This window comes from Devosia sp. 1635 (genome assembly GCF_013185955.1).
Classification (GTDB): domain Bacteria; phylum Pseudomonadota; class Alphaproteobacteria; order Rhizobiales; family Devosiaceae; genus Devosia.
Genome location: NZ_JABAOM010000001.1, coordinates 82308 through 107017, shown reverse-complemented (window position 1 = coordinate 107017; position 24710 = coordinate 82308). Strand labels below are relative to the sequence as shown.

Sequence of the window (24710 nt, the reverse complement as noted above, 5' to 3'; positions counted from 1 at the left end):
ACCGGCCCTCGCCGCAATGCTGCGGCATGCTGATCGAATCACCCATCCAGCTTGAGCCCGATTACTCCCACGAGCTTGCCGCGCAGGCCCGTGGGGCGCGCGTGGTCGCGGGCGTCGATGAAGCTGGCCGCGGCCCTCTTGCGGGCCCCGTGGTCGTTGCCGCAGTGATCCTTGATCCCACCTGCATTCCACTTGGCCTCAACGATTCCAAAAAGCTGACCGAAGAGGTGCGCGAGGCGCTGTTCGCCCAGATCGTGGGCACCGCCCGGGTTTCGGTGGTGATCGCGCCCCCCTCCATCATTGCCACCCGCAATATTCGCGGCGCGACGCTCTGGGCCATGACCCAGGCCGTACACGGCCTTTGCGTTACGCCGGACCGTGTCCTTGTGGATGGGCGCGATGTGCCCATGGGGCTGCCCTGCGAAGGCCTGGCGCTGGTGGGCGGCGACGGGCGCAGCGTTTCCATCGCTGCTGCTTCCATTGTTGCGAAAGTCACGCGCGACCGGATGTGCCGGATCATGGATTGCGATGCACCCCATTTCGGCTTTTCCAGCCACAAGGGCTATTCCACGCCCCAGCATATGCGCGCCTTAAAAGACCATGGTCCGTGCCGCCATCACCGCGCGGATTTTGCCCCTGTTGCCGAAGCGCGCGAGCGGCTGGCGCTGGCGGCTGTCCCGGTCCTGCTCGCCTCTTAACTCCACGCTAACCCATTGCACACGCTCCCTTAACCCTGAGGCGCTACAACAGGAGCGTTAGTGTTGCGTTAGGGTTAAGTGTATGTTGCGTACCGCGCGTCGGGCCGAACCGGCCTTTGCGGAGGAGCCAAGGCGTCTCCCCATCGACACCATTCTTGTGGGCGATTGTATCGACCACATGAACAGCCTGCCCGCTGGCTCGGTGGACCTGGTGTTTGCCGATCCACCCTATAATCTGCAGCTGGAATCGGGCCTGACCCGTCCCGATCAAAGCCGCGTCGATGCGGTGGACGATGATTGGGACAAGTTCGACAGCTTTGCCCATTACGACCGTTTCACCCGCGCCTGGCTGGCGGCGGCGCGCCGCGTGCTCAAGCCCGATGGCGCCCTGTGGGTCATCGGCTCCTACCACAACATTTTCCGCGTTGGCGCGGCGCTCCAGGATCTCGACTTCTGGATGCTCAACGACGTGATCTGGCGCAAGGCCAATCCGATGCCCAATTTCCGGGGTACAAGGTTCACCAATGCCCATGAAACGCTGATCTGGGCGGCCAAGAACCAGAAAAGCCGCGTCACCTTCAATTATGAAGCGCTCAAGCTCGCCAACGACGACACGCAGATGCGCTCCGATTGGCTGTTTCCGCTGTGCACCGGCAATGAGCGCCTCAAGGGCGAGGACGACGGCAAGGTGCATCCCACGCAAAAGCCCGAAGCCCTCCTGTTCCGCATTCTCAATGCCACCACCAAGCCCGGCGACATCGTGCTTGACCCATTCTTCGGCACTGGCACGACGGGGGCTGTCGCGCGCAAGCTCGGGCGCCATTTCATCGGCATCGAGCGCGAGCAGATCTATGTGGATGCCGCGCGCAACCGCATCGCGACCATCCGGCCGGGTGTCTTTGAAGCCCTGCAATCGGTCACGCCCAAGCGCAAGGAAACCCGCATTCCCTTTGGCTCGCTGGTCGAGCAGGGAATGATTGAACCGGGCACGCAACTTTTCGACTTAACCAAACGTTACTTCGCCATGGTTCGTGCAGACGGCTCGCTCGTCTCGGGTTCCCATCAGGGCTCCATCCACAAAGTGGGTGCGCTGGTGCAGGGCGCCGAGGCATGCAACGGGTGGACTTTCTGGCATTACGAACAAGGGGGCCATATCGCTCCCATCGACGACCTTCGGGCGGACATCCGCGCGAAACTTGATTTGCTTTCTGCCTGATCCTGACCTCCAATCATTCAGGCTCTACTTCAAGGCCGCTGGTTCCAAACCGGCGGCCTTTTTCTTTGCCCGGGGTTCTCGGAGGGGCCTTTCCCAGTTGTGCTCACCGGAGCGCTCATGGCTGATGCTGGGATAAACCCTGCATAGACCCCTTCCTGGGGATCGCCATAGAGAACAACACACGCAAGGCGACGGTCCGTGCCCTTGATGCAGCTTCGTTCACGCCGTCGTCCGCTGACATGTGTCAGGCGAAGGACCCGGCATCTTTCGGCCACGGCGCTGGCAGCCAGGTCACGCAGACTTTATCAATCCAGCGACTGCGAGGCCCCGTCATGAAGACGCTGCGCCGCCTCAACCTCCGGCAGCCTGGTTTCTGCCCAATCGATCATCATGCGCAATGCGGTCAGCAGTTCACGGCCAAGGGGCGTAATCGCATAGGTGACCGTTACCGGCGTAGTAGGTTCAACCTCGCGGGTGATGAGCCCGTCCCGTCTAAGCGATTGAAGGGTTTGGCTTAGCATCTTCTGCGAAATGCCGCCGATTTGCCGCCTCAGTTCGTTGAACCGGGCTTCTGAATCTCCCAGCACAAGCAGGATCAGGACGCTCCATTTGTCACCGATGCGGTCGAGCAGCTTTCGTGTCGAACAGTCACTGGCAAAGACGGTTCCGCGTGCCGTTCGGGTTTCCTCGGCGTAACCTGATGTGGTGAAAGTGCCGTCTTGCATGTGTCGTTTCTATCTATAACTAGGTTTCCGTTGGTTACTACCACAGGAGACGACAAATGAAAATCGCAGTACTCGGAGCAAGCGGACGCGCCGGTTCGGAAATCACCAAGGAGCTTGCACGCCGGGGGCACGCGGTGCTCGCAGTGGACCAGAACCCGGATGCCGTGCCCCGTGCTCCGGAAGTAACCGCAGTCAGTGCTGACGCATTCGATCCTGCAGCGCTTTCCAAGGTTATTGCCGGAAGTGACGCTGTCATCAGCGCCTTGCGCTTCGACGTGCCTGCCGCAACTCTATTGTCTGCCGTCAAGCAGGCTGGAATAGGCAGGGTACTGTTCACCGGGGGCGCAGGGAGTCTGGAAGTTGCACCAGGTGTACGGCTTATCGATGCGCCCGACTTTCCCGAGGAAGCCAAACCCTTTGTGCAGGGTGGCATCACCTTCCTTGAAGACCTTCGTGCCGAGCAAGATATCGACTGGATCTTCTTTTCGCCGGCCGCTGACTTTTTTGCTGGCCCGCGTCTTGGTCACTACCGCCTGGGCGATGACAAGCTGGTTGTTGATGAGGCTGGTGTCAGCAAAATCAGCTTTGCGGATTATGCAATCGCCATGGTGGACGAACTTGAACAACATCGGCATAGTCGCGTGCGGTTCACTGCCGCCTACTGATTTCGCTGTAGCAATTGCCGCGGGCCGCCTGCTGCTCACTGGTAATCGTGCCACCCATGCTCCCACAATGGAGCGGAACCTGCAGGTCAGCTAAGGTCACCGGCTGAGCAACCGGAACGGGAGGAGGACGGGATGCAGCTTTATGGAGTGCGCGGCTGGGGTTCGGGCATTGCGGAGGCGATGCTTACGCTCGCCGACATGCAGTATCAACTTATCGATGTCACCGGGTTCGATCAGCCCGGTGCGTCGCGCGATGCGCTTACCGCAGCCAATCCCTTGGCGCAGATACCCACCCTGGTCCTCGCAACCGAGCAGGTCATCACCGAAAGCGCAGCTATCGCGCTTATGGTGATTGATCAGGCACCGCAGCTGGCACCGCCCCAAGACACGCCGGAGCGACTTCGCTTTTATCGCCTGCTGATCTGGCTGGTCGCCAATGTCTACCCGACATTCACCTATGGCGATTACCCCGAACGCTGGGCACCTTCCGCCCCGTCCGAGTTGCGCGCCTCCAGTGATGCTCATCGTCAGCACCTGTATCAGTGGCTGGAAGGCGAAGTTGTCGGCCCCTTTGTCATGGGCGAGAACGTCTCGGTTCTCGATGCTTATCTAGCGGCCATGGTCTCGTGGAGACCGGGACAGGACTGGTTCAAGGCGAATTGCCCGAAGATCGCCGCGGCTGCCGAGCGCACCCGGAACCTCGATCTGCTTGCACCGATCATGAAAGCCAATGGATGGCTGTGAAGTGCAGGGCTCCGGCCTGAACGAACTATCCATGGCCGCCGCTTAAGCCCGCTCCACCCCCGCCGCCGCGAGCACCTTGCGGAACAGCGTTGGCAGCGCTTCCCCGTGCAGATCAGCCGGTGAATTCCACCAGCCGCTGTCAAGCCCGTCGGGCTCCACTGTTGCCGACCACACTTCCAGTTCCAGCCGGAAATGGGTGAACACATGCACCACCTGGCCATGGTGGCGCCAGTCGCCGGGGGCGGGATAGCTGGGTTCGGCCAACGCCTCGCCCCAAGGGGAGCACGGCACTTCGGTCATTTTGGCCAGCAGCCCCTTGTCGGGCCGGGTTTGCAGATACACATCCCCGGCCCCGTCTCGCATCACAAAGGCATGGCCGCGCCGTACCGGCCGCTCCGGTTTTTCTGCCTTGACCGGAAAGCTCAGCGGATGGGCGGTGCGCAGCGCCGCGCACCCCTCCTGCAGCGGGCACAGCATGCACAGCACCGCGCGCGGCGCACAAATAGTGGCGCCCAGATCCATCATCGCTTGGGCAAAATCCCCCGCCCGCGCCGGCACCGCTGTGCCAAGCGCCGCCCGCAATTCCTCCTTGGCCTCGCGCACCGGCACCGGCAGCGCGTAGAACCGAGCCAGCACCCGGTCGAGATTGCCATCGAGCACCGGCACCCGCTCGTCAAAACAAATCGCGGCAATGGCGGCACTGGTGTAGGCGCCAATCCCCGGCAGCGCCTGCAGCGCTTCGCCAGTGGCCGGAAACACGCCACCATGGTCGCGCACCACGGCTTGCGCACAGGCATGCAGGTTCCGTGCGCGGGCATAATAGCCCAGGCCCGCCCATTCCTTGAGGATGCTGTCGAGCGGGGCCGCGGCCATCTCGAACACCGTCGGCCAAAGGCTGGTGAAGCGCACGAAAAAACTTTTCACGGCAGCAACCGTAGTTTGCTGCAGCATCACTTCGCTCAGCCACACCCGATAGGGATCGGGCCGAACACCACGCGCCCGATCGCTCGGTGACACCCGCCACGGCAGGTCGCGCGCATTGCGGTCATACCAGGTCAGAACCGCGGCGGCATCGACGGGGCGGGAATGGGAAAGCTGCATGCCTTCCGTTTGCCCTGCCGCGGCGCCTGCGACAAGGCCGCCTTGGTCACATCGGCGCCAGCAATCGCCGGAAGGTGGCCTTGCCGCTGCCTTGTCGGGAAGCTAGTTTGCCGGCATGGTCAAGCCCCCTACCGAACCCAAGCGTCGCAACCGCGCCGTCAGCGTTGCCGATGCGATTGCGGGGGCGCTCGATCCCGTGCTCAAGAAACGCGGCTTTGCCAGCCGCGATATTCTCGAGCATTGGCACGCCATGGCGCCCGCCCCCTACAACACCGTGGCGATCCCCGACAAGCTCAGCTGGCCGCGCGGCGAGCGCAGTGCCGATGGCGCCACGCTGTACCTGCGCTGCCAGCCCGGCCATGCGCTGCTGGTGGCCCATGAAGCCCCCGCCATTGCTGCGGCGGTTAATCGTTATTTCGGCTATGTGCTGGTGGGTCAGGTCAGGCTGTCAGCCGAGCCCTTCAGCTCCGGTTCAGCTGGAAAGGCGCCTCCTCCCCCTCCAGCGGACCCGGTTGTCGAGGCGCGCATTGGCGCCGCGGTGGCGGGGGTTGAAGATGAAGGCGTGCGTGAAGCATTGCGGATGCTGGGCCTGCAGCTGGCCGCGCAAGCGGAGCCGAAACGCAAATAGTGTGTTCACCCCCAGTTGATAGCTATGCCCACTTGCCGACACGTCCCGCCCGTATAGTGTCGCCCAAACAAAAACAGGAGCGTTCGCCGTGAAGTTAAACCGCCGTGACACCATTGTTCTCGCCGCCGCTGCCACCGCGCTCAGCGTATGTGGCATTTCGAGCGCCGGCGCGGCGGAAGGCGAAATGGTCGATACCGCCAAGCTGCTCGCTCCGGCCGGCGGCATCGCTGATAAGGTGCTGGGCAATCCCGACGCGCCGGTCACCGTGATCGAATATGCCTCACCCACCTGCCCGCACTGCGCTACCTTCCACAACACGGTTTATGGCCCGTTCAAGGAAGCCTATATCGACACGGGCAAGGTGCGCTTCATCCTGCGTCCATTCGTGCGCAACGTGCTCGACGCCGCCATTTTCATGCTCGCCGAAGCCTCGGGCGATGAGAATTACCACAATGTCATCGGCACCTATTTCCGTACCCAGCAGGACTGGGGCACTTCGGAAACCCCGCGCGACGCGATCCTCGAAATCGCCACCCAGCTCGGCTTTACCCAGGAAAGCTTTGATGCTGCCTTGACGAATCAAGCCCTGTTCACCGGGATGGAAGCCATTCGTGAGCAGGCGCTCAACGAGTTTGGACTCGAAGGCACACCAACCTTTTATGTTAACGGCAAGACGCTCACCGGCGACAAAACGCTTGAACAGCTGGCCGCTGAAGTCGACGCGCTGGTGCCCGCCGGTTTCACGCCAAGCAATGGCGCAGCTCCTGCCCAGCCCGCTGCAGCACCTGCGGCTCAGCCCGCTCCTGCTGCTACGCCGGCTGCACCGGCCGCAACCCCCGTTGCTCCTCCAGCGGCATCACCTGCGTCACCGGCCGCTACATCTGCGGCTCCAGCTGCCACGCCCGTGGTGCCTGCCGCGCCCGCCGCGCCCTGATTGCTTGCCCACGGCTTCCCCTTCCCTAAGGGGGATCGGGAAGCCTGGGCGCAGTCTCCTGCCAAGCTTCCTCAATGACCGCGGCCGGCGCGTCCTGGTGTGCCTGCCATGAAGTTCTCCCAACTTCGCCTGCATGGCTTTAAAAGCTTTGCCGAGGAAACGGTGCTTGCCATGGAGCCGGGGCTCACCGGCATTGTCGGCCCCAATGGCTGCGGCAAATCCAATCTCGTGGAAGCCATGCGCTGGGCCATGGGCGAAAGCTCCTATCGGGCCATGCGCGCTTCGGGCATGGATGATGTGATCTTTTCGGGCTCGGGGAGCCGGCCCGGCCGCAATTCGGCGGAAGTGACGCTGGTGCTCGACAACTCCGATCGCACCGCCCCTGCCGCCCTCAACACCGCCGACGAGCTCCAGGTCAGCCGCCGAATCGAGCGCGAGGCCGGCTCGGTTTATCGCGTTAATGGCCGCGAAGTGCGCGCGCGCGACGTGCAGCTGCTGTTTGCCGATGCCTCCACGGGCGCGCATTCCCCCGCCATGGTGCGCCAGGGCCAGATTGGCGAGCTGATCTCGGCCAAGCCCACCGCCCGGCGCGCCCTGCTCGAGGAAGCCGCCGGCATTTCGGGGCTCCATTCGCGCCGTCACGAGGCCGAGCTGCGCCTGCGCGCCGCCGAGCAGAACCTTGAGCGGGTCGATGACATCACCGCCCAGGTGGAAACTCAGCTCGACGTGCTCAAGCGCCAGTCGCGTCTTGCCATCCGCTATCGCGGCCTTTCCGGCGATATCCGCCGCGCCGAAGCCACGCTGTTCCATCTGCGCTGGGTCGCAGCGGTGTTTGCCGAAAAGGAATCGGAAGCCAACCAGGCGGTGCTGATCCGCCGCTTGGGTGACGCGACCAGCAAGGAACGGCAGGCCCAGGAATTGCTCGACGAGGCGGAAGCCACGCTCGAGCCCCTGCGTGAGCGCGAATCGGTCGCCGCAGCCGTGCTGCAGCGCTACACCATCCTGGCCGAGCAACTGGCCGAACAGGAACAGCGCAGCCACGAACGACGCTCCGAACTGGAACGGCGTCTGGAACAACTCGCCGCCGACCGCACCCGCGAAGAACAACAACTGCGCGACAGCGAAACAGCGCTGGAAGCGAGCCAGGCTGAAACCGAGCGCCTGGAAAGCGAAGCCGAAGCCGCTGCTGAGGCCCTGGCCGAAGCCCAAGATGCTGCCGAGGCTGTTCGCGCCGAGGTCATCGAAGCGGAAGCACAAGCGCGTGTGGCCGAGCAGGCCCTGGCCGAAGAACAAGCCCGCCGCGCCTCCGCCCAGCGCTATCTCGAAGACGCTGCTCGCCGGGTCGCCAAGCTGAAGGCACAAGCCGCCGATCTGGCCCGCGACGCCGCCGCACTCCATGCGCGTGGAGAGGCCGACCAGACCCTGCTTGAGCAACGCAATGCCCTGCGGGCCGCACAGCAGGCCCTCGGGCACGCTGAACGGACGACCCTTGCCGCCGAACAGGCGACCCTTGCCGCCCAGGCGCGCATCGACGTTGCCCGACCACGCCTCCAATCCATCGAAGCGGCGCTGATTGCGCTCGATGCGGAAGCCTCGACCCTCCTCAAAATGCTCGACCTCACCGATCGCATGTGGCGCGCCGTGGTCGACGACCTGCAGGTGGAGCCCGGCTTTGAGACCGCCCTTGGCGCGGCGCTCGGCGATGATCTGGAAGCCTCCACCGATCCCGATGCGCCCCTCCATTGGGGCGAGGCGCTCGATGGCTCCGATGATCCCGCCCTCCCTCAGGGCGCCGAGCCTCTCTCGCGCTATGTCGCCGGCAGCCCGGCGCTCAAGCGTCGGCTCGACCAGATCGGCGTGGTCCATGCCGCCGATGGCGCCGATCTGCAACAAGCGCTGCGCCCCGGCCAACGCCTCGTCACCCTTGATGGGGCGCTGTGGCGCTGGGACGGCTTTGTGGCCGCCGCTGATGCCCCAAGCCCCGCCGCCCAGCGGCTGGCGCAACGCAATCGGCTCGCCGAGCTCGATGCCGACATCACCCGCGCCAAGGGCGAGCGCAACAGCTGGAAGCGCGAGGTGGAAACCCTCACTTCAGCGCTCGATCTGGCGCGCACCAATGAGCGCGATGGCCGCGAGGGCTGGCGCCGGGCCCAGCGCGCCGTGACGCAGGCGCAGGACGGCGTCAACGCCGCCGAACGCGCGCTGGCCGATCTTGCGTCGCAACGCAGTGCGTTTGAAGCGGCGCGCAATCAGCTCGCCACGGCCATCACCGAGGCCGAGCGAAGTCGCGAGGACGCGGCCGATGCCCTGGCCGAGCTCAACGAAGACACCGAAACAGCGACGCTGGCGCAAAGCCGGCAGCGGCGCCTGCGCGAGTTGCGCGAGGGTGCCGAAACCGCGCGCAACCGCCTTGTCAGCCTCGAAGCCGATGCCCGCCTGCGCGACAGCCGGCTCGCCCAGTTGCAGGGGGAAGCCGCCAACTGGACCCGCCGGCGCGATGCGGCGCTGGCCCAACTGCAAACCCTTGAGGGGCGCCGCGCCGAAGCGCAGGCGCAGCTCAGCGGCAGCGACGAAACCCCCGATGGCTTTGCCGAAAAGCGCAGCAAGCTTGAACGCCAGATCGAGGACGCCCGCCGCGATCACGAGGCGGCGCGCCACGCCGTCGAGCTCGGCCAAACCCGCTGGCGCGAAGCCGATGCGGCCCACAAAAGCGCGGCCGCCGCCCTGGCCGAGGTGCGCATCGAGCTCACCCGCGTCGAAGAACGTCTCAATGGCCACATGGCGAGCCTGCGCGCCGTCGAGCGGCAGGTGCAGGAAACCCTCGGCATCCCCGCCAGCCGCACCCTTGAAGCTTCGGGCATCAAGCCGCACCAGGCGCTGCCCGCCGAAGCCGATACCGAAAGCAAGCTCGAGCGGCTGCGCGCCGAGCGCGACCGCCTAGGCGGGGTCAATCTTTCGGCGGAAGCCGAAGCGGCGGAAACCCAGGCTCGGCTCGACGCCATGGTCAAGGATCGCAATGACCTGATCGAGGCCATCGCCAAGCTGCGCACCGGCATTGGCGTGCTCAACCGCGAAGGTCGCGCCCGGCTCACCGAAGCCTTTGAGCGCGTCAACGGCTATTTCCGCGAGTTATTCACCACCCTGTTTGGCGGTGGCACCGCCGAGTTGCAGTTCGTGGAAAGCGACGACCCGCTCCAGGCGGGCCTTGAGATCATCGCCTGCCCGCCCGGCAAGAAGCCCGCAACCATGACGCTCCTGTCCGGCGGCGAGCAGGCGCTGACCGCGCTGTCCCTGATCTTTGCGGTGTTCCTGTCCAACCCGGCGCCCATCTGCGTGCTCGACGAAGTGGATGCCCCGCTCGACGACGCCAATGTGGAGCGCTTCTGCAACCTGCTCGATTCCATGCGCGAGCGCACCGAAACGCGGTTCTTGTGCATCACGCACAACCCCATCACCATGAGCCGCATGGATCGCCTGTTCGGCGTCACCATGGCCGAACGCGGCGTGAGCCAACTCGTCTCGGTGGACCTGCGCACCGCCGAAAGCTTCCTCGAAGCCGTTTAGCGCTCTGTGAACCCGTGACCGGGCCCAAGGGTTGTCCCTGCGGGCGAAGTGCATGGGATGATGCGAGATGGATAAGCTGCGGCGCGTCGAGGTCAGTGCCGACGATGTCTGGGGGCAATTTGGCTGGGCGGAGCGTCCAGTCTGCTCATGCGGGCAACTGGCCCAGGCCGTGGAAGATCAACTGATCTTTGTCAGCCCCGAGCTCGTGGGCGAAGGCGCGCAGGCGAGCAATCTCTTTTATCTCCTCCCCGTTAGCGGCGACGGGTTCTTCGCGCTCAATGAAGGCGTCGCCATCGCCTGCTGTCCCTGGTGCGGTGATCCAATCCGGGGCCGGCGCGGGCCCGCCTAGGACGCCTTGAGCGCCACCGCCACGGCGCGACACTGCTCCAGATCGCCAGCAATCAGCTCGTCCACCGCCGGCGTTCCCGCCTTGATGTTCTCGACCACGCGATCGGTATAAGCGGCGAGGATGGGCTCGATTTCCCCGGCCACCTGCGCCACCGCCGCCGTAATGCTCGGGATCTGCGCTTGCTGGCTCGCCACCTGAAGGAACAAAGCGCCATCTTCGGGCGCATAGATCGTCGGATCATCCGTGGCGCCCTGCCCCTGCTGCTGCAAGGCATAATGCAGCCGATAAACGGCTATGCAGCGCTTGAGGGCGGGCGAGAGATCATCCAGCCCGGATTGCTCCGCCGCCTCCGATGGGTAAGGCGGCAAACTCTGCGGATTGATCATGCCGACAAGCGGCGCCAGTTCCGCCGCCCTGCTCACCGGCACGAGGCTTGCGATCAACGTCACGGCTAGTGCAACAGGACCAAGGCTTTGCATCGGTGATCTCCCCAAGCTCGCCGCACCCTAGCGCCCGCGCAGCGTGCTGGCAAAACCCGTTGCCTGTAGCGCTGGCTCCATCACCGCTCTGCGATGGCCGGGACCAACACAAGGAGTCGATTGACGGCTTCAAGAATCTCCAGCATGTTGCCGCCACTGCGGGAGAGACTGGGTTTCTCCAGCGCCGAAGGAGCAACCGCCCCGGAAACTCTCAGGCAAAAGGACCGCAGTTTACGCGATAACTCTGGAAAGCGGACCGCACGCTGTGGTCCCACCGAAGGAGCAACCGGCGCTCAGCCGGGAAATCTCTCAGGTGTCGAGGACAGAGGGGGCACGCCATTCGCCGCAGGGCGGATGCAGTCGTGTCGCCTTGTTCATTTTCCGGGATGCGTTTATGGCCCAACTCGCCGCCGAAGCTCTCAAGACCACGCCGCTTTATGAGCGCCACCTCGCTGCCGGTGGGCGCATGGTGCCCTTTGGCGGCTATAATCTCCCCGTCCAGTATCCGCTCGGCATCATGGCCGAACACAAATGGACGCGCGACCATGCCGGGCTCTTCGATGTCAGCCATATGGGCCCGAGCTTTTTGCGCCTTAGCCATCCCAGTGGCAATGCCGAGGCGGATCATGCCTCCATTGCGGCGATCATCGAGCCCCTGATCTGCGGCGACATCCTCGGCCTCACGCCGGGCCAGATTCGCTACACCCTGCTGCTCAACGAGCAAGGCGGCGCGCTCGATGACCTGATGGTCGCCCGCTCGTCCCAGGCGGGCGGCGAGCTTTACATCGTCGTCAATGCCGGCACCAAGGACGCCGATTTCGCCTGCATCGAAGCGGCCGCCGGTGATCGCGCGACCCTCGTGCGCGCCGATGCCGATCATGCGCTGCTGGCGCTGCAGGGACCCGACGCGGTTGCCGTACTCGGCGCGCTCGTCCCGGGCGCCGCGGATCTGGGCTTCATGACCTATGCCGCCTTCCCTTGGGCGCACGGGCAGCTCCTAGTCGCCCGCTCCGGCTATACCGGCGAAGATGGCTTTGAAATCCTCGTGCCCGCCGCTGCTGCGCCCGCTCTTTGGGACCTGCTGGTGGCCGATGAGCGCGTCAATCCGATTGGCCTTGGCGCCCGCGACAGCCTGCGCCTCGAAGCGGGGCTCCCACTTTACGGGCATGACCTCAACTCCACCATTTCTCCCATCGAGGCCGGGCTCGGCTTTGCCGTGAGCAAGCGCCGACGCGAAGCGGGTGATTTCCCCGGCGCCACCCGCATCCTTGCCGAACGTGAGGGCCAGTTGAGCCGCGTGCGTGTGGGCCTCCTGGTTGAAGGCGCCCCGGCCCGTGAAGGCGCCGAAATCCTCGATGCCGCCGGCGTCCCGATTGGCATTGTCACCAGCGGCGGCTTTGCCCCATCGCTGGGCAAGGCCATCGCCCTTGGCTTTGTGCCACCCGCCCAGGCCGAACCGGGCACAAGGCTCCTCGTCGCCGTGCGCGGCCGCAGCCAGCCCGCCGAGGTCGTCGCCACCCCGTTCGTTCCCCACCGCTATTTCCGCAAAGCCAAAGCCAGCTGAGAGGCCTTCTCCCATGACCACCAAGTTCACTCCCGAGCACGAATATATCCGCGTTGAAGGCACCACCGGCATTGTCGGCATCACGCCTTATGCGCAGGAACAGCTGGGCGATATCGTCTTTGTCGAGCTGCCCGAAGTCGGCAAGCAGCTGACCAAGGGCGCCGAAGCCGCCGTCGTTGAATCGGTCAAGGCCGCGTCCGAGATCTATGCTCCGGTGTCGGGCACCGTCACCGAGGTCAATCCGGCCCTTTCCGGCCAGCCCGGCCTCATCAACAGCGATCCTGAAGCCGAAGGCTGGTTGTTCAAAATCGCTATCGCCAACGCCGCCGAGCTCGACACCCTGCTTGACGCCGACGGCTATGCCGAACTGACGCTCTAGGCGGACCCCCTCATGCGCTACCTTCCCCATTCGGCGGCCGAACGGTCCGCCATGCTCAATGTAATCGGCGCCACGAGCGTCGAGGCGCTGTTCAGCGCCGTGCCCGCAAGTGCCCTAAAATCCTTTGATCTCGACCTGCCCGCGCACAGCCCCGAATATCTGGTCGAGGCGCATATGCGCCGCCTCGCGGGCATGAACCATGCCGCGGGGGATGGCCCGTTCTTCCTCGGCGCCGGCGCTTATCGCCATCATGTGCCCGCCACGGTCGATCACCTGATCCAGCGCTCGGAATGGCTCACCGCCTATACGCCCTATCAGCCCGAAATCTCGCAGGGCACCCTGCAGATGCTGTTCGAGTTCCAGACTCAGGTCGCCAAGCTCACCGGCATGGATGTGGCCAATGCCTCGCTTTACGATGGCTCCACCGCCACCGCTGAAGCGGTGCTGATGGCCCGGCGCCTCACCCGCCGGCGCAAGATCGTGCTGTCGGGGGGCCTGCATCCCCAATATCGCGACGTCGTCCGCTCCTATCTCAAGGACGATCCCGATCTCGTCTGCCTCTCCCCCTCCCCCGAGGGCCAGGGCGACCTGCTCGACCATATCGACGGGCAAACCGCTGCCATCGTCGTGCAGACGCCCGATTTCTACGGCCATCTGCGTGATCTGCAGGCGGCCGCCGATGCCGCTCATGCCCAGGGCGCGCTCTTGATCGTCGTCATCACCGAAATCGTGTCGCTGGGGCTCATCGAGGCGCCCGGCGCCCTGGGTGCCGATATCGTCGTCGGCGAAGGCCAGTCGATCGGCAATGCCCTCAACTATGGCGGCCCCTATCTTGGGCTCATGGCAACCAAGAAGGAATTCATTCGCCAGATGCCGGGCCGTCTTTGCGGCGAAACGGTTGACGCCGACGGGAACCGCGGCTTCGTGCTGACGCTGTCTACCCGCGAGCAGCACATCCGCCGCGAGAAAGCCACGTCCAACATCTGCACCAATTCCGGGCTTTGCGCTCTGGCCTTCTCCATCCATATGGCGCTCTTGGGCGAGGCGGGCTTTGTGCGCCTGGCCCGCCTCAACCATGCCAATGCGATGCGGCTGGCCGATGCGCTGGCCGGGGTTGCGGGCATAGAGGTGCTCAATACGACCTTCTTTAATGAGATGACCATCCGTGTCACCCAGCCGGCTGCTGGCCTTGTCGAGCGGCTCGCCGGTCGGGGAATCCTGGCTGGGGTGCCCGCGAGCCGCCTCCTGCCGGGTGATCCCGAGGTGGAGAATCTCATCATTGTGGCCGCGACCGAACTCACCACCGAGTCCGATATCGCCGCCCTCACCGCGGCGCTGACGGAGGAACTGGCATGAGCATGAACAATCAGGGTCGGCCCTCCGGTATCGGCACCGGCGGCAGCACCAGCGCCTCTGGCTCGGCACTCATCCCCGATGAACCGCTGCTGTTCGAGATCGGCGATACCGAGCATTCAGGGGTCGATCTGCCTCAGGTGGAGCTTGCCAGTGATCGCTTGGGCGGTTTTGGCCGCAAGGCCAAGCTTGACTTGGCCGGCCTCACCGAGCCCGAAGCCATGCGCCACTATGTGCGCCTCTCGCGCATGAACCATTCCATCGACAGCGGCATGTATCCCTTGGGCTCGTGCACGATGAAGCACAATCCGCGCCTCAACGAGAAGATGGCGCGGCTGCCCGGCTTTGCTGACATCCACCCGCTCCAGCCGGTTTCCACCGTGCAGGGTGCGCTCGAGCTGATGAACCAGCTCAGCCATTGGCTGATGACCCTCACCAACACCGCGGCCGTGGCCCTCTCCCCCAAGGCTGGCGCCCATGGCGAACTCCTGGGCATGATGGCGATCAAGGCCGCTCAGGAAGCTGCCGGTCAGGCGCACCGCACTGTCGTGCTTGTGCCCGAAAGCGCCCATGGCACCAATCCGGCCACCGCCGCCTTCCTCGGCTATTCGGTCAAGGCCGTGCCCGCCCGCCCCGATGGCACCGTCGATGTGGAAGCGGTCAAGGCGGCATTGTCGCCCGAAGTCGCGGCCATCATGCTGACCAACCCCAACACCTGCGGCCTCTTTGAGCCCGAAGTGATCGAGATTGCCCAGGCTGTGCATGATGCCGGGGCGTTCTTTTACTGCGATGGCGCCAATTTCAACGCCATCATGGGCGTGGTGCGCCCGGGCGATCTTGGTATCGATGCCATGCACATCAACCTGCACAAGACCTTCTCGACGCCTCATGGCGGCGGCGGGCCTGGTGCCGGTCCCGTTGTGCTCTCCGAGGCCCTAGCACCCTTCGCGCCGGTCCCATTCGTGCGCAAGACCGCTGATGGGCTGGAACTGGTGGAACATGTGCAGGATCAGGCCCTGGGCCGCGTCACGGCTTTTCACGGCCAGATGGGCATGTATGTCCGCGCCCTCACCTATATGCTTAGCCACGGCGCCGATGGCCTCGCCCAGGCCGCCGAAGATGCGGTGCTCAACGCCAACTACATCAAGGCGCGCCTGCAGCATCTGTTCTCGGTGCCGTTCCCCGATTATCCCACCATGCACGAGGCGCTGTTTGACGACAGCTTCCTCAAGGATACCGGGGTTTCGACTCTCGATTTCGCCAAGGCGCTGATCGACGAGGGTTTCCACCCCATGACCATGTATTTCCCGCTGGTCGTGCACGGCGCCATGCTGATCGAGCCCACCGAAAGCGAAAGCAAGCAGACGCTCGACCAGTTCTGCGATGTGATGGTGGAACTGGCGACCGAAGCCAAGGCCGGCAATAGCGAGCGCTTCACCGCCGCCCCCACCAAGGCCCCTCGGCGTCGGCTCGACGAAACCCGCGCCGCCCGCAGTCCCATCCTGCGCTGGGAGCCCACCGAGCTGGCGCAAGCGGCGGAATAAGCCGCTGCTGGCTTCGGCGGCGTGAATGCAGCCCCCGGCACCAGCCGGGGGCTTTTTTGTGGGCGTGCGGGACAGACCCTGAGTCGACACCCTCCCCCTTGTGGGGCTTCGCGCCGTCCGCACCGCGGCCGATCGCTCCAGTGGAGCGATGGGAGGCAAGAAGGCCATGAGGGCTATGCCCGAATGGCTGAAAGGGTGGCGGTTCTGCGTGGGTGCAGCACCGGCCCGTCGCTAGACCGCCATTTGATGAACCGCCTTTTCAGTCGACACCCTCCCCCTTGTGGGGCTTCGCGCCGTCCGCTCCGCGGCCGATCGCTCCAGTGGAGCGGTCGGAGGCAAGAAGGCCATGAGGGCGATGCCCGAATGGCTGAAAGGGTGGGGGTTCAAACCTATCCAAGAACTCGATGCCGGGACTCTTAGACCGACTTATCCCGGCCTGACAATCGAGCCTGCGGCACCGTCTTCAAACGCCCTTTGTGGGGCAACTCGCAAGTTGATGATGGCCGCCCCCGTGGTTCGAGGCTACGCTTCGCTGCGCACCTCACCATGAGGGCTCCCGAAAGCTCCCTGCTCTTTCCAACCTTAACTCCCACTCACCAGCCCCTCCCAGCCCTCACCCTGAGGTGCCGCGCAGCGGCCTCGAAGGGCGAGGGCGCCAGCACCAGCCCCGCAACAAAATTATCCCCGCCCCCGAAAACCTCAGGCACAATCGCTCCTGTTCCCGCACAAGCTGCGCGGTCGCGACGAACGGTCGGTGCGGGAATGCCGGGTGAGGTGGAGGTCGCTCCATCTCCTGCGGTGACGGATGATCTGGCCCGACCTCACCCCGGGCACCGGGCACATCGTGCCCTAGTCGGCGCGGGTCCAAGCCGAGGACGGTCTTTCACCACAGAGTCCCTGGGAAACATGGGGCGAGGTGAGTTCCACCTCTATCCTGCAACGCCGGACGACCGGCACCGGGACGAATCTCGCCCCATGACGCAGCGGCAACCGCAGGGTTTAAAAACCCGGGCGGCGCTTTGGCACGCCCGGCTCGATTTCTGAGGTGAACTTAGCCGCGGGTATCGAAGCCCACCCAGATGGTGATCTCCTCGCCCCCGAGATAGGGAATGGCGACGTTTTCGACCACTTTGACGAACTCGGCCGATTGCGCGGGCGGCGTGATCGCCACGGGAATGGAGTATTTCTCCGAGAACACGGCCTGCCCATCGCGTTCCACCGCAAAGCGGATCGGCGCCGTTACCGATTTCTGGTCGCCGGCGGGGCCGAGCAGCACGCGGCCGACCACGCCCATCTGCACGGTGATGAGGCCATTGGAGACCACGCAATTGCGCGAGCTTTCCTCGATCACGCCCTGATACTGCAGCGAGCGCGGGTCCCCGGTGCGGCCATTGCCGTAGTAATACATGGCTTCCCCGCCCGGCCGCACCTTGATGGGCGGGCATTCGGTGGCTATCGCCGGCAGGGCATTGGTTTGCGCCTCGGCCATGGCGGCCGGGCTCGCGGTGGCGTTCTGCAGGTTCTGCTGGGCCGCCGGCGTGCCGTTGCCGCCCATCAACCCGCCCATGGAACAACCCGCCAACAGCGCCGCAACGACGCCCGCGCCACCGGCGCGCATACCGAACTTGCCCGCCGCTCGAAGCGAAATCTTGCGCATACCGGCCTCCTAGAGCGTCGAAGGGGTGTTGGCCGCTTCCAGCGCCATCAGAATGGCTGGCGCGCCGCTGGCCGTGATCCCGGGGCCCTCCTCGGGCGCCACGATCTGCACCACCCCATCGCGGATCACCAGCGCCGAGCGCATGAAGCGCTTGCCCATGCCGGCAACGCTGAGGTCCTTGCTCAGCCCCATGGCGTCGGCAAGCTCGCCATTGCCATCGGCCAGGAAGTCGATCTTGCCCACCGCGCCCGAGGCTTCGGCCCAGGCTTTCATCACATGGTGGTCGTTGACGGCGGCGCAAACAATGCGATCCACGCCTTGGGCGCGCAGCTTGGCCTCATTGGCGATAAAGCCAGGCAGATGATTGACGTGGCAGCCCGGGGTAAACGCACCGGGAACGGTAAACAACACCACAGTGCCCGTGCCCAGCACGGCATCGCTGGTGGTGTCAGTGCTCCCCTCGGCCCCGACAAGTTTTACCGGCACGGACGGAAGCGCATCGCCACTCTTGATCATTGCTGTTTTTGCTCCATTGCGGGCCGTCTGTGCGGCCGATACCGCCACCTTCCTGACCGGGATATGCGGCTTTGGTTAGGCATACAAGGGCGAACCCCGATTTCCTCAATCCTTGGGCGTTTGCGGCCCCTCGACCGTGCGAACCACGACATAGGGCCCGCGGCTGGTCATGAAGGTCAACTCGATCGTTTCGTTGTGCAGATCGGCGGCGCCATCCTCGCCTCGAACCGGCACCAGCACCAGCCCGGGCTCTGCCCCGCTTTGCGGGCTGCCAAACAGCGGCTCGCCCGAAGCGGTCGCGGCAATCAGCGAATCCGGCTCCACCGCCGGATCGGCAATCCGGACATCGAGGCTTTCGCCATCGGCCCCCAGTTGCACTCCGGAAATGGGCTCGCCCGACCCGTCCCAGGGAACGGGGATATCGGCCAAGGCCTGCCGGATGCGCAAACCATTGGCCCGGTCCGGCGCATCGAGCTGGAGCGGCAGCGTAAACCGGGCCTGGGCCGGCATGCAGATATCGGAGCAGATGCCCAACAGCGCCGAGAGCTCCACCACCGGCTCGGCGCCATCGACGCTCACCTCGATGGGCAGCACCGTTGGCCCGAAATAGACGTAGTCGAGATAGTCCGCGGTCTCAGAGCGGGAGGGATAGGGCCAATGGATCTGCCCGCCCGTTATGCCCACCGATCCGGTCCAATCGAGCTTGGTCGGCAAGCCCGTGTCGCCCGGCACCCGCCAATAGGTCTTGGTGGTTGCGGGCATGTCGATCTCGAGGCCCAGCATGGCCGAGCCATCGGCCCGCACTTCGCCGGTGCTGATCAGCCGGAGCTTCACCCCCGGCGCCACTTCCTGCCACGGCGTTTCGCCAGCCCAGGCGGGCGAGACGAGCACAAAAAGAGCGGCGATGAGCGGAGCGCACTGCATGGGCGGGCATTAACGCAGGATGAGGTGAAGAAAAAGCTGACGCCTCATCAGGGCTTCGTGATGCCCCCAACATGCCAACCTGCCGCAGCCCAACTTGGCAGTGCCGCGGGGAATGCCTATTATAGCGCTATGACGACACTTGAAGGACAGATGCTGGTCGCAATGCCTGATATGGCAGATGAACGCTTTGCCAAAAGCGTGATCCTGCTCGTTGGCCATAACGACGACGGCGCCATGGGACTGGTCGTGAACCAGCGCATCACCGAGATGCGGTTCGCCGATATCCTCGACGAGCTCGACCTGGGCGACCCCGACGCCGTGATCCGGCTGCCCGACACCATCCGCGAACGCCCGGTGATGCGCGGCGGCCCGGTGGAAAAGGGCCGCGGCTTCGTGCTGCATTCGGCCGACTACAAGAGCGGCAATACCTATGCCGTTGCCGATGGGGTGTGCCTGACGGCAACGCTCGACATCCTGCGTGCCATGGCCTTTGGTCCTGCGCCCAAGTCAGCGCTATTCGCCCTTGGCTGCTGCGGCTGGGGCGCCGGCCAGCTCGAAAGCGAGATCAGCAATAATGGCTGGCTCACCGTCCCCTTTACCCATGACCTGGTGTTCGAAACGCCGGTGGAACAGCGCTACGAGGCGGCGCTGGCCAGCATGCATGCGAGCCTGGCCAATCTGAGCACCGAAGCCGGCCACGCCTAGCCCTGAGGGCTAGCGCGCCAGCTGGGCGCTCAGATGCTTGGTGAATTCACTGGCGCTCATCGCCGCGCCAAACACGAAACCTTGCGCCAGGCGACAATTATGCTCGCGCAGGCGCTCCAATTCCGGCTGGGTTTCCACGCCTTCCGCGATCACGGCGAGATCGAGATCGTTGGCTAGCGCAATGATGGCGCGCATGATCGGCCCCTGCGTATGTCCAGCACCATTGACGGCACTGATCTGCACGAAGTCGGGCGGAATTTTGATGGTGTCGAACGGGAAGCGGTGCAGGTAACCGAGCGAGGAGTGCCCGGTGCCAAAATCATCGAGCGCGAGCCCGATCCCCAGCTTATGCAAGGCATCGAGCACAAAGGCTGAGTGCTCGGGATTGGTCATCACCTGTGACTCCGTCAGCTCAAGCTTGAGGTGGCTGGCAATGCCGGCATTCTGGCCGAGGATCGTCCGAATGTCGTTGAGCAACGCCTCCGTCGCCAACTGCGTCGGTGACAGATTGACCGAAACGAAGAACTCCTCGGACAGGTTGGGCAATGAACTCACCCAGTCCCGGGTGTGGTAGGCCGCCTGCTCAAAGGCAATGCGGCCCAGCCGCTCGATCTGCCCCGAGCGCTCGGCCAGGGTAATGAACTCCTCGGGTGCCACCACCCCGCGCGTTGGATGGTTCCAGCGCATCAGCGCCTCCGCACCGGCGATCTTGCCGGACTGGATATCCATGATCGGCTGGAACTGCACCTGTAGCTCGCCATTCTTCATGCCGCGCTCGAGGTCCTCCTCGCTGGTGCGGTTGTAGGCGGATATGGAGCGGGCCGAAGCGCGGTAAGCCTCGATCCGGTCGCCACCGAGTCGCTTGGCGTAGTACATCGCCAGCTCGGCATCGCGCAGCACTTCGGTGGCCGTAGCCGGCTCGCTGTCATAGATGGTAATGCCAATGGACGCTGTTAGCGTCAGGTCGCGGTCGCCGAAATTGAACGGCGCCTTGAGCGATTTGCGGATCTGCTCGGCCGTTTCGGCAATGCGCCCGGCGGTTTGCTCCGCGGCCAGCACCACGGCGAACTGGTCGCCGGTAATGCGGGCTACCGTATCGAGTGGACGCATGATGCGGGCGATGCGCCGTGAAATGGCCAGCAGCACTGAATCGGCGGCCGAATGCCCGATGCGTTCTTCGAGCTCCATGAACCGATCGATGTCGATCAGGAACACGGCCGGCTTGACGCCATTGGGGGTCCGGCCCCGTTCAAGGGCGCGGTCCAGCCGGTCAAGGAACAACTGCCGATTAGGCAGCCCAGTCAGGCTATCATGCACGGCGTCATGCAGCAGCCGCTCACGGGCCGCACGATCCTCGGTGACATCCTGGAGCGTGCCGACAATGCGGTTGACCTGCCCGTCGCCACCAAGCACCGGCTTCACCCGCATCCGGAAGGCCCGGTAATTGCCGTCATGGCCGGCAATGCGCATATCGGCCGAAACCTTGCCGCGCCGCAGCTCCACCAGCGTGTCGAACGCCGTGCGGAAGCGATCGCGATCCTCGGGGTGAACGCGGTCGAGCCAGCGCTTGATCGAGCCGCGCAAGGCGCCGCGCTTCTCGCCCAAGCGGGTCGCCAGTTCGTCCGACACCGAAACGCGGTCGCGCTCGATGTTCCAGTCGAAAACGAAGTCGCCCGAGCCCGTCAGTGCCAGCGCCCGGCGCTCGACCTCCGACAATGTGCCAATCGACACCTGCCCTTCCGAGAAAGCGTGCTGCACGGCGGTAAAGCCGAGCAGCATGACGGCGAGCACCAGCCCCCCGCCCACCGCCGGCTGGGCCACGTCATTGGAGACCTGCCCGGAAATCACCAGCCAACTGAAAAACAGCCAGGCAATGATGATGATCCAAGTCGGCACCAGCAGCACCGCCCGGTCATAGCCGCGCAGGGCAAGCAGAAGGATCAGGAAAAAGCCCGACACGCCAAGGAGCACGAGGACGAGACGCGCAATCGTCGCGGCGATCGCTGGCTGGAAAAACGCAAAAGCAAACAGCGCCAGGAACAATGCCGCCAGGCCGAGCGCCAAATGCACGAAGCGCAGATGCCAGCGATGCAGGTTGAGATATATAAAAAGAAAGCCCGCCAGGGTCGTGGCGATCCCAGCCTCCGAAGCTGCCCGGATGGGTTGCATTGCCCCTGCGGGCAGGCCCAGCAATCGGCCCAGCACGCCAAAATCGATCAGCAGGTAAATCAGCACCGCCCAGGCAAAGGCGGCCGTTGCAGGAAACACCCCGCGGCCCTTGACCACAAACATGATGGTCAGGAACACGGCCGCAAGCGAGGCGACGCCCAGCACCACCCCTCGGAACAGCGTGAAGGAGTTCACATAATCGCGGTAGGCGTTGGGCTCCCAGAGATAAAGCTCCGGCAACTCGCCGGTCGCCAATTCAGCCACGAGCGTTACGGTCGCACCTGGATCGAGCGTAATCTCGAAAACATCGGCCTCGCTATCGGCCAGCCGCACCGGGCGAATGCCGGCGCTTGGCGTCAGCGCGGTGATCCGCTCATTACCCAGGTCCGGCTGAAACACGCCCGAGCCTGGCAAACGGAAGAACGGGGCCACGAGGAGCCGCTCGATCTGCTGGTCGCTATCATTGCGCAGCGCAAACAGGGCCCAGTTGGGATTGGTGCCCTGCTGGCTGGCCAAAACCTCGATGCGGCGGATAATCCCGTCCTCGCCGGGCGCGGTAGACAGTTGTACCCGCCCCTCACTGCCTTGCTGGAGCTGAACCACGTCCGAAAGGTTAACGGCGTTGACGTCCTGGGGGACGGTAATAACCTCAACGGCGGCGACGGGCGCGAGGCCCAACAGCGCGAGTGCAAGGCAGGTCGCGAGAGCAATAAGGTGACGCATCAGGGGCGATTATATCCTGCGCTAGGCTGCATTAAGGCAGTGGTCCGGCGCGTTCAGAAGCGAAGGGCGACGGCTTGGCGTGGCGACATTGCGCTGTGGTAGCCGGGAAAGCTGAATCGAACAAGCTTTGCCCAGTGTTGCTGATGCGCAACGGTGGATATCAGCGCTGTCCGTAGTGCAGCCGCTGGTAGCGTTCCTTGACCAGGCCAAACAGCACGTGGTCTTCCCAACGCCCATCAATCTGCAGGTATTTTTCGGCAAAGCCCTCCTCGACAAAGCCGTTCTTCTCAAGCACCCGCCTCGACGCCATGTTGCCGGGAAGGAATGCGGCATGGATGCGATGGAGGTCCAGCGTGTCGAAGACAAAAGGCAGGGTCACGCCCACCGCCTCGGTCATCAACCCCTGCCCGGCCCATTGCTGGCCCATCCAGTAGCCCAGGGTAACGAACTGCGCCGCGCGGCGGCGAATATTGGAAAGGGTAATTCCCCCTACCAGGACTTGGCGGTCGCCCTGGGGGTGGAAGATGAACAGGGAATAATCACTGCCCTGCTCGGCCTCTTCCCGGGCCCGCTTGACGCGGCTGGCAAATACCCGCCGGGCCAGATCGGCTTCGGTCCAACGGGGCTCGAAGGGTTTCAGGAAATCGCGGCTGGAGCGGCGCAGTTGATGCCAGGCGTCATAATCACCATGCTGGGGCAGGCGCAGCATCACCCTTGGGCCACGCAGTGCCAGGGGCGATGTCGGAGGTGACCAAGGCCAGAGCATGGTGCCGGCTCAACGCTTCAGCAGGTCGCCGATAGCGTCGACTTCCGCCAGCTTGCCGACCGGACCGATGCCGGCAAGGGTTGGTGCCCCTGTGGTGAACAACTGCTCGGCGACCTCCTGCACGCGCTGGGCGGTGATGCGATTGATGCGCTCAACGGTTTCCTGCATCGGAATCGGACGGCCCCACAAAATCTGCTGGCGCGCCAATTGGCCGGCGCGGGCCGAAGGGCTTTCCAGGGACATCAGCAGGCCGGCACGAATCTGGTTGCGGACGCGGATAACCTCATCATCGGTGATGGTCTCGGTCGCGCGACGCAGTTCGTCCAGCACCACGGGCACCAAATCCTCGACCTCGTCTTCCCCCGTGGCGGCGGCAACACCGAACACGCCACTATCGGCAAAGGCCCAATGGAAGGCGTAAACGGAATAGCACAGCCCACGCTTTTCGCGCACCTCCTGGAACAGGCGCGAGCTCATCCCACCACCCAGAATGGAGGCCAGCACCTGGGCGGCGTAGAAGCCGTCGGAATTATAGGCGCGCCCTTCAAAACCCAGAACGATATGCGCCTGTTCGTGGTCGGACAGGAGGCGCTCCTCGCCGCCGTGGTATTCAGCGCGTTGGGGCGCCGGTGCCCCATTGGGCTTGAGATCGCCAAAGCGCTGGCGCGCCACGTCAACCAGGCCCTCGTGATCCACATTGCCCGCGGCGGCGATGACCATGTGGTCGCCAACATAGTTGCGGCTCATGTATTTGCGGATTGTGTCAGGGGTGAATTCGCGAACCGAGTCAACGGTACCCAGAATGGTGCGGCCAATGGGCTGGCTGGGATACGCAGCCTGCTGGAACAGGTCGAACACATGATCGTCCGGATTGTCGCGGGCCGCGCCAATCTCCTGGACGATCACCTGCTTTTCGCGCGTCAGCTCGTCGTCATCGAATTGCGAGTTCTGGAGGATGTCGGCGAGAATGTCGGCTGCCAGTACCACATCATCCTTGAGCACCCGGGCGAAATAGCCGGTATGTTCGATCGAGGTCGCGGCGTTGAGGTCGCCCCCAACATTCTCGATTGCCTCGGCGATCTGCAGCGCCGTCCGACCCTTGGTGCCCTTGAACGCCATATGCTCGAGCAGATGGGAGATCCCGTGCTCGGCCTTGCGCTCGCTGCGTGCCCCCGCCTTCACCCAGACCCCGAGCGAGGCGCTTTCCAGATGCGGCATGTCGTCGGTGAGCACCACCATGCCATTGTCGAGGGTCGTCGATTGTACGCTCAAGCAATCCTCCCGGCCGCCGCGATCTGCGAGCGCCT

General features: G+C 64.4%; 22 protein-coding genes and 1 riboswitch. Of the genes, 13 read left to right on the top strand and 9 right to left on the bottom strand.

What is annotated here, in order from left to right; translation table 11 throughout:
* Positions 1-26: 26 nt before the first annotated feature.
* Both HRU92_RS00525 and HRU92_RS00520 read left to right on the top strand, forming a co-directional pair.
* On the top strand, positions 27-698 hold the full coding sequence (locus HRU92_RS00525) for a ribonuclease HII (RefSeq protein WP_172122603.1): 672 nt from the start codon (positions 27-29) through the stop codon (positions 696-698).
* Positions 699-780: 82 nt separating this feature from the next.
* Positions 781-1914, top strand: a complete 1134-nt coding sequence (locus HRU92_RS00520) for a site-specific DNA-methyltransferase (protein ID WP_172122602.1) — start codon at positions 781-783, stop codon at positions 1912-1914.
* A gap of 305 nt (positions 1915-2219) precedes the next feature.
* On the opposite strand, the gene HRU92_RS00515 is transcribed toward HRU92_RS00520, so the two are convergent.
* On the bottom strand, positions 2220-2639 hold the full coding sequence (locus tag HRU92_RS00515; RefSeq protein ID WP_127752200.1) for a helix-turn-helix domain-containing protein: 420 nt from the start codon (positions 2637-2639) through the stop codon (positions 2220-2222).
* A 56-nt stretch (positions 2640-2695) separates the two neighbouring features.
* On the opposite strand from HRU92_RS00515, the gene HRU92_RS00510 reads away from it, so the two are divergent.
* Both HRU92_RS00510 and HRU92_RS00505 read left to right on the top strand, forming a co-directional pair.
* Positions 2696-3304, top strand: coding sequence for an NAD(P)-dependent oxidoreductase (locus HRU92_RS00510; RefSeq protein WP_172122601.1), 609 nt, complete (start codon positions 2696-2698; stop codon positions 3302-3304).
* A 132-nt stretch (positions 3305-3436) separates the two neighbouring features.
* On the top strand, positions 3437-4048 hold the full coding sequence (locus HRU92_RS00505) for a glutathione S-transferase (RefSeq protein ID WP_173087304.1): 612 nt from the start codon (positions 3437-3439) through the stop codon (positions 4046-4048).
* A 42-nt stretch (positions 4049-4090) separates the two neighbouring features.
* Here the strand turns inward: HRU92_RS00505 and HRU92_RS00500 are convergent, their stop codons facing one another.
* A complete protein-coding gene (locus HRU92_RS00500; RefSeq protein ID WP_172122599.1) occupies positions 4091-5149 on the bottom strand; it encodes an A/G-specific adenine glycosylase in 1059 nt (352 codons plus the stop codon).
* Between the two features lie 115 nt (positions 5150-5264).
* On the opposite strand from HRU92_RS00500, the gene HRU92_RS00495 reads away from it, so the two are divergent.
* The 4 genes from HRU92_RS00495 to HRU92_RS00480 all read left to right on the top strand — a co-directional run bounded on the left by HRU92_RS00495 (position 5265) and on the right by HRU92_RS00480 (position 10624).
* Positions 5265-5777, top strand: a complete 513-nt coding sequence (locus HRU92_RS00495; RefSeq protein ID WP_172122598.1) for a DciA family protein — start codon at positions 5265-5267, stop codon at positions 5775-5777.
* 88 nt (positions 5778-5865) lie between these two features.
* Positions 5866-6711 carry a DsbA family protein gene (locus tag HRU92_RS00490; protein WP_173087303.1) on the top strand — a complete coding sequence of 282 codons (846 nt, stop codon included), beginning with the start codon at positions 5866-5868 and terminating at the stop codon, positions 6709-6711.
* A 108-nt stretch (positions 6712-6819) separates the two neighbouring features.
* Positions 6820-10275, top strand: coding sequence for an AAA family ATPase (locus HRU92_RS00485; protein ID WP_172122596.1), 3456 nt, complete (start codon positions 6820-6822; stop codon positions 10273-10275).
* Between the two features lie 67 nt (positions 10276-10342).
* Positions 10343-10624, top strand: coding sequence for a hypothetical protein (locus HRU92_RS00480; RefSeq protein ID WP_172122590.1), 282 nt, complete (start codon positions 10343-10345; stop codon positions 10622-10624).
* Here the strand turns inward: HRU92_RS00480 and HRU92_RS00475 are convergent.
* Positions 10621-11103, bottom strand: coding sequence for a hypothetical protein (locus HRU92_RS00475; protein WP_172122589.1), 483 nt, complete (start codon positions 11101-11103; stop codon positions 10621-10623). The genes HRU92_RS00480 and HRU92_RS00475 overlap by 4 nt on opposite strands.
* A 149-nt stretch (positions 11104-11252) precedes the next feature.
* A riboswitch (glycine riboswitch) is annotated at positions 11253-11340 on the top strand.
* A 157-nt stretch (positions 11341-11497) separates the two neighbouring features.
* On the opposite strand from HRU92_RS00475, the gene gcvT reads away from it, so the two are divergent.
* From gcvT to gcvPB, 4 genes are read left to right on the top strand one after another with little or no spacing between them, the layout of a single operon-like run.
* On the top strand, positions 11498-12667 hold the full coding sequence (gene gcvT, locus HRU92_RS00470; protein ID WP_173087302.1) for a glycine cleavage system aminomethyltransferase GcvT: 1170 nt from the start codon (positions 11498-11500) through the stop codon (positions 12665-12667).
* A gap of 13 nt (positions 12668-12680) precedes the next feature.
* The gene (gcvH, locus tag HRU92_RS00465) at positions 12681-13046 is read left to right on the top strand and encodes a glycine cleavage system protein GcvH (RefSeq protein WP_172122587.1); all 366 of its coding nucleotides are present in this window, start codon (positions 12681-12683) and stop codon (positions 13044-13046) included.
* 12 nt (positions 13047-13058) lie between these two features.
* Complete coding sequence (gene gcvPA, locus HRU92_RS00460) at positions 13059-14402, top strand: aminomethyl-transferring glycine dehydrogenase subunit GcvPA (protein WP_172122586.1); 1344 nt, start codon at positions 13059-13061, stop codon at positions 14400-14402.
* A complete protein-coding gene (gene gcvPB, locus HRU92_RS00455) occupies positions 14399-15943 on the top strand; it encodes an aminomethyl-transferring glycine dehydrogenase subunit GcvPB (protein ID WP_172122585.1) in 1545 nt (514 codons plus the stop codon). The genes gcvPA and gcvPB overlap by 4 nt, the downstream gene beginning before the upstream one ends.
* A gap of 1051 nt (positions 15944-16994) precedes the next feature.
* Here the strand turns inward: gcvPB and HRU92_RS00450 are convergent.
* The 3 genes from HRU92_RS00450 to HRU92_RS00440 all read right to left on the bottom strand — a co-directional run bounded on the left by HRU92_RS00450 (position 16995) and on the right by HRU92_RS00440 (position 19040).
* The gene (locus HRU92_RS00450) at positions 16995-17600 is read right to left on the bottom strand and encodes a hypothetical protein (protein ID WP_127752187.1); all 606 of its coding nucleotides are present in this window, start codon (positions 17598-17600) and stop codon (positions 16995-16997) included.
* Between the two features lie 9 nt (positions 17601-17609).
* Positions 17610-18116 carry a peroxiredoxin gene (locus HRU92_RS00445; RefSeq protein WP_172122584.1) on the bottom strand — a complete coding sequence of 169 codons (507 nt, stop codon included), beginning with the start codon at positions 18114-18116 and terminating at the stop codon, positions 17610-17612.
* A 105-nt stretch (positions 18117-18221) separates the two neighbouring features.
* Positions 18222-19040, bottom strand: coding sequence for a protein-disulfide reductase DsbD domain-containing protein (locus HRU92_RS00440; protein ID WP_172122583.1), 819 nt, complete (start codon positions 19038-19040; stop codon positions 18222-18224).
* Between the two features lie 129 nt (positions 19041-19169).
* On the opposite strand from HRU92_RS00440, the gene HRU92_RS00435 reads away from it, so the two are divergent.
* Positions 19170-19745: a YqgE/AlgH family protein gene (locus tag HRU92_RS00435; RefSeq protein ID WP_172122582.1), complete on the top strand. Its 576-nt coding sequence runs from the start codon at positions 19170-19172 to the stop codon at positions 19743-19745.
* 9 nt (positions 19746-19754) lie between these two features.
* Here HRU92_RS00435 and HRU92_RS00430 read toward each other — a convergent pair whose 3' ends face one another.
* The 3 genes from HRU92_RS00430 to HRU92_RS00420 form a co-directional block, all read right to left on the bottom strand.
* On the bottom strand, positions 19755-22637 hold the full coding sequence (locus HRU92_RS00430) for an EAL domain-containing protein (protein ID WP_173087301.1): 2883 nt from the start codon (positions 22635-22637) through the stop codon (positions 19755-19757).
* A gap of 160 nt (positions 22638-22797) precedes the next feature.
* Positions 22798-23346: a GNAT family protein gene (locus tag HRU92_RS00425; protein ID WP_248305237.1), complete on the bottom strand. Its 549-nt coding sequence runs from the start codon at positions 23344-23346 to the stop codon at positions 22798-22800.
* Positions 23347-23412: 66 nt separating this feature from the next.
* Positions 23413-24675, bottom strand: coding sequence for a pitrilysin family protein (locus HRU92_RS00420; protein WP_127752181.1), 1263 nt, complete (start codon positions 24673-24675; stop codon positions 23413-23415).
* Between the last annotated feature and the right edge of the window lie 35 nt (positions 24676-24710).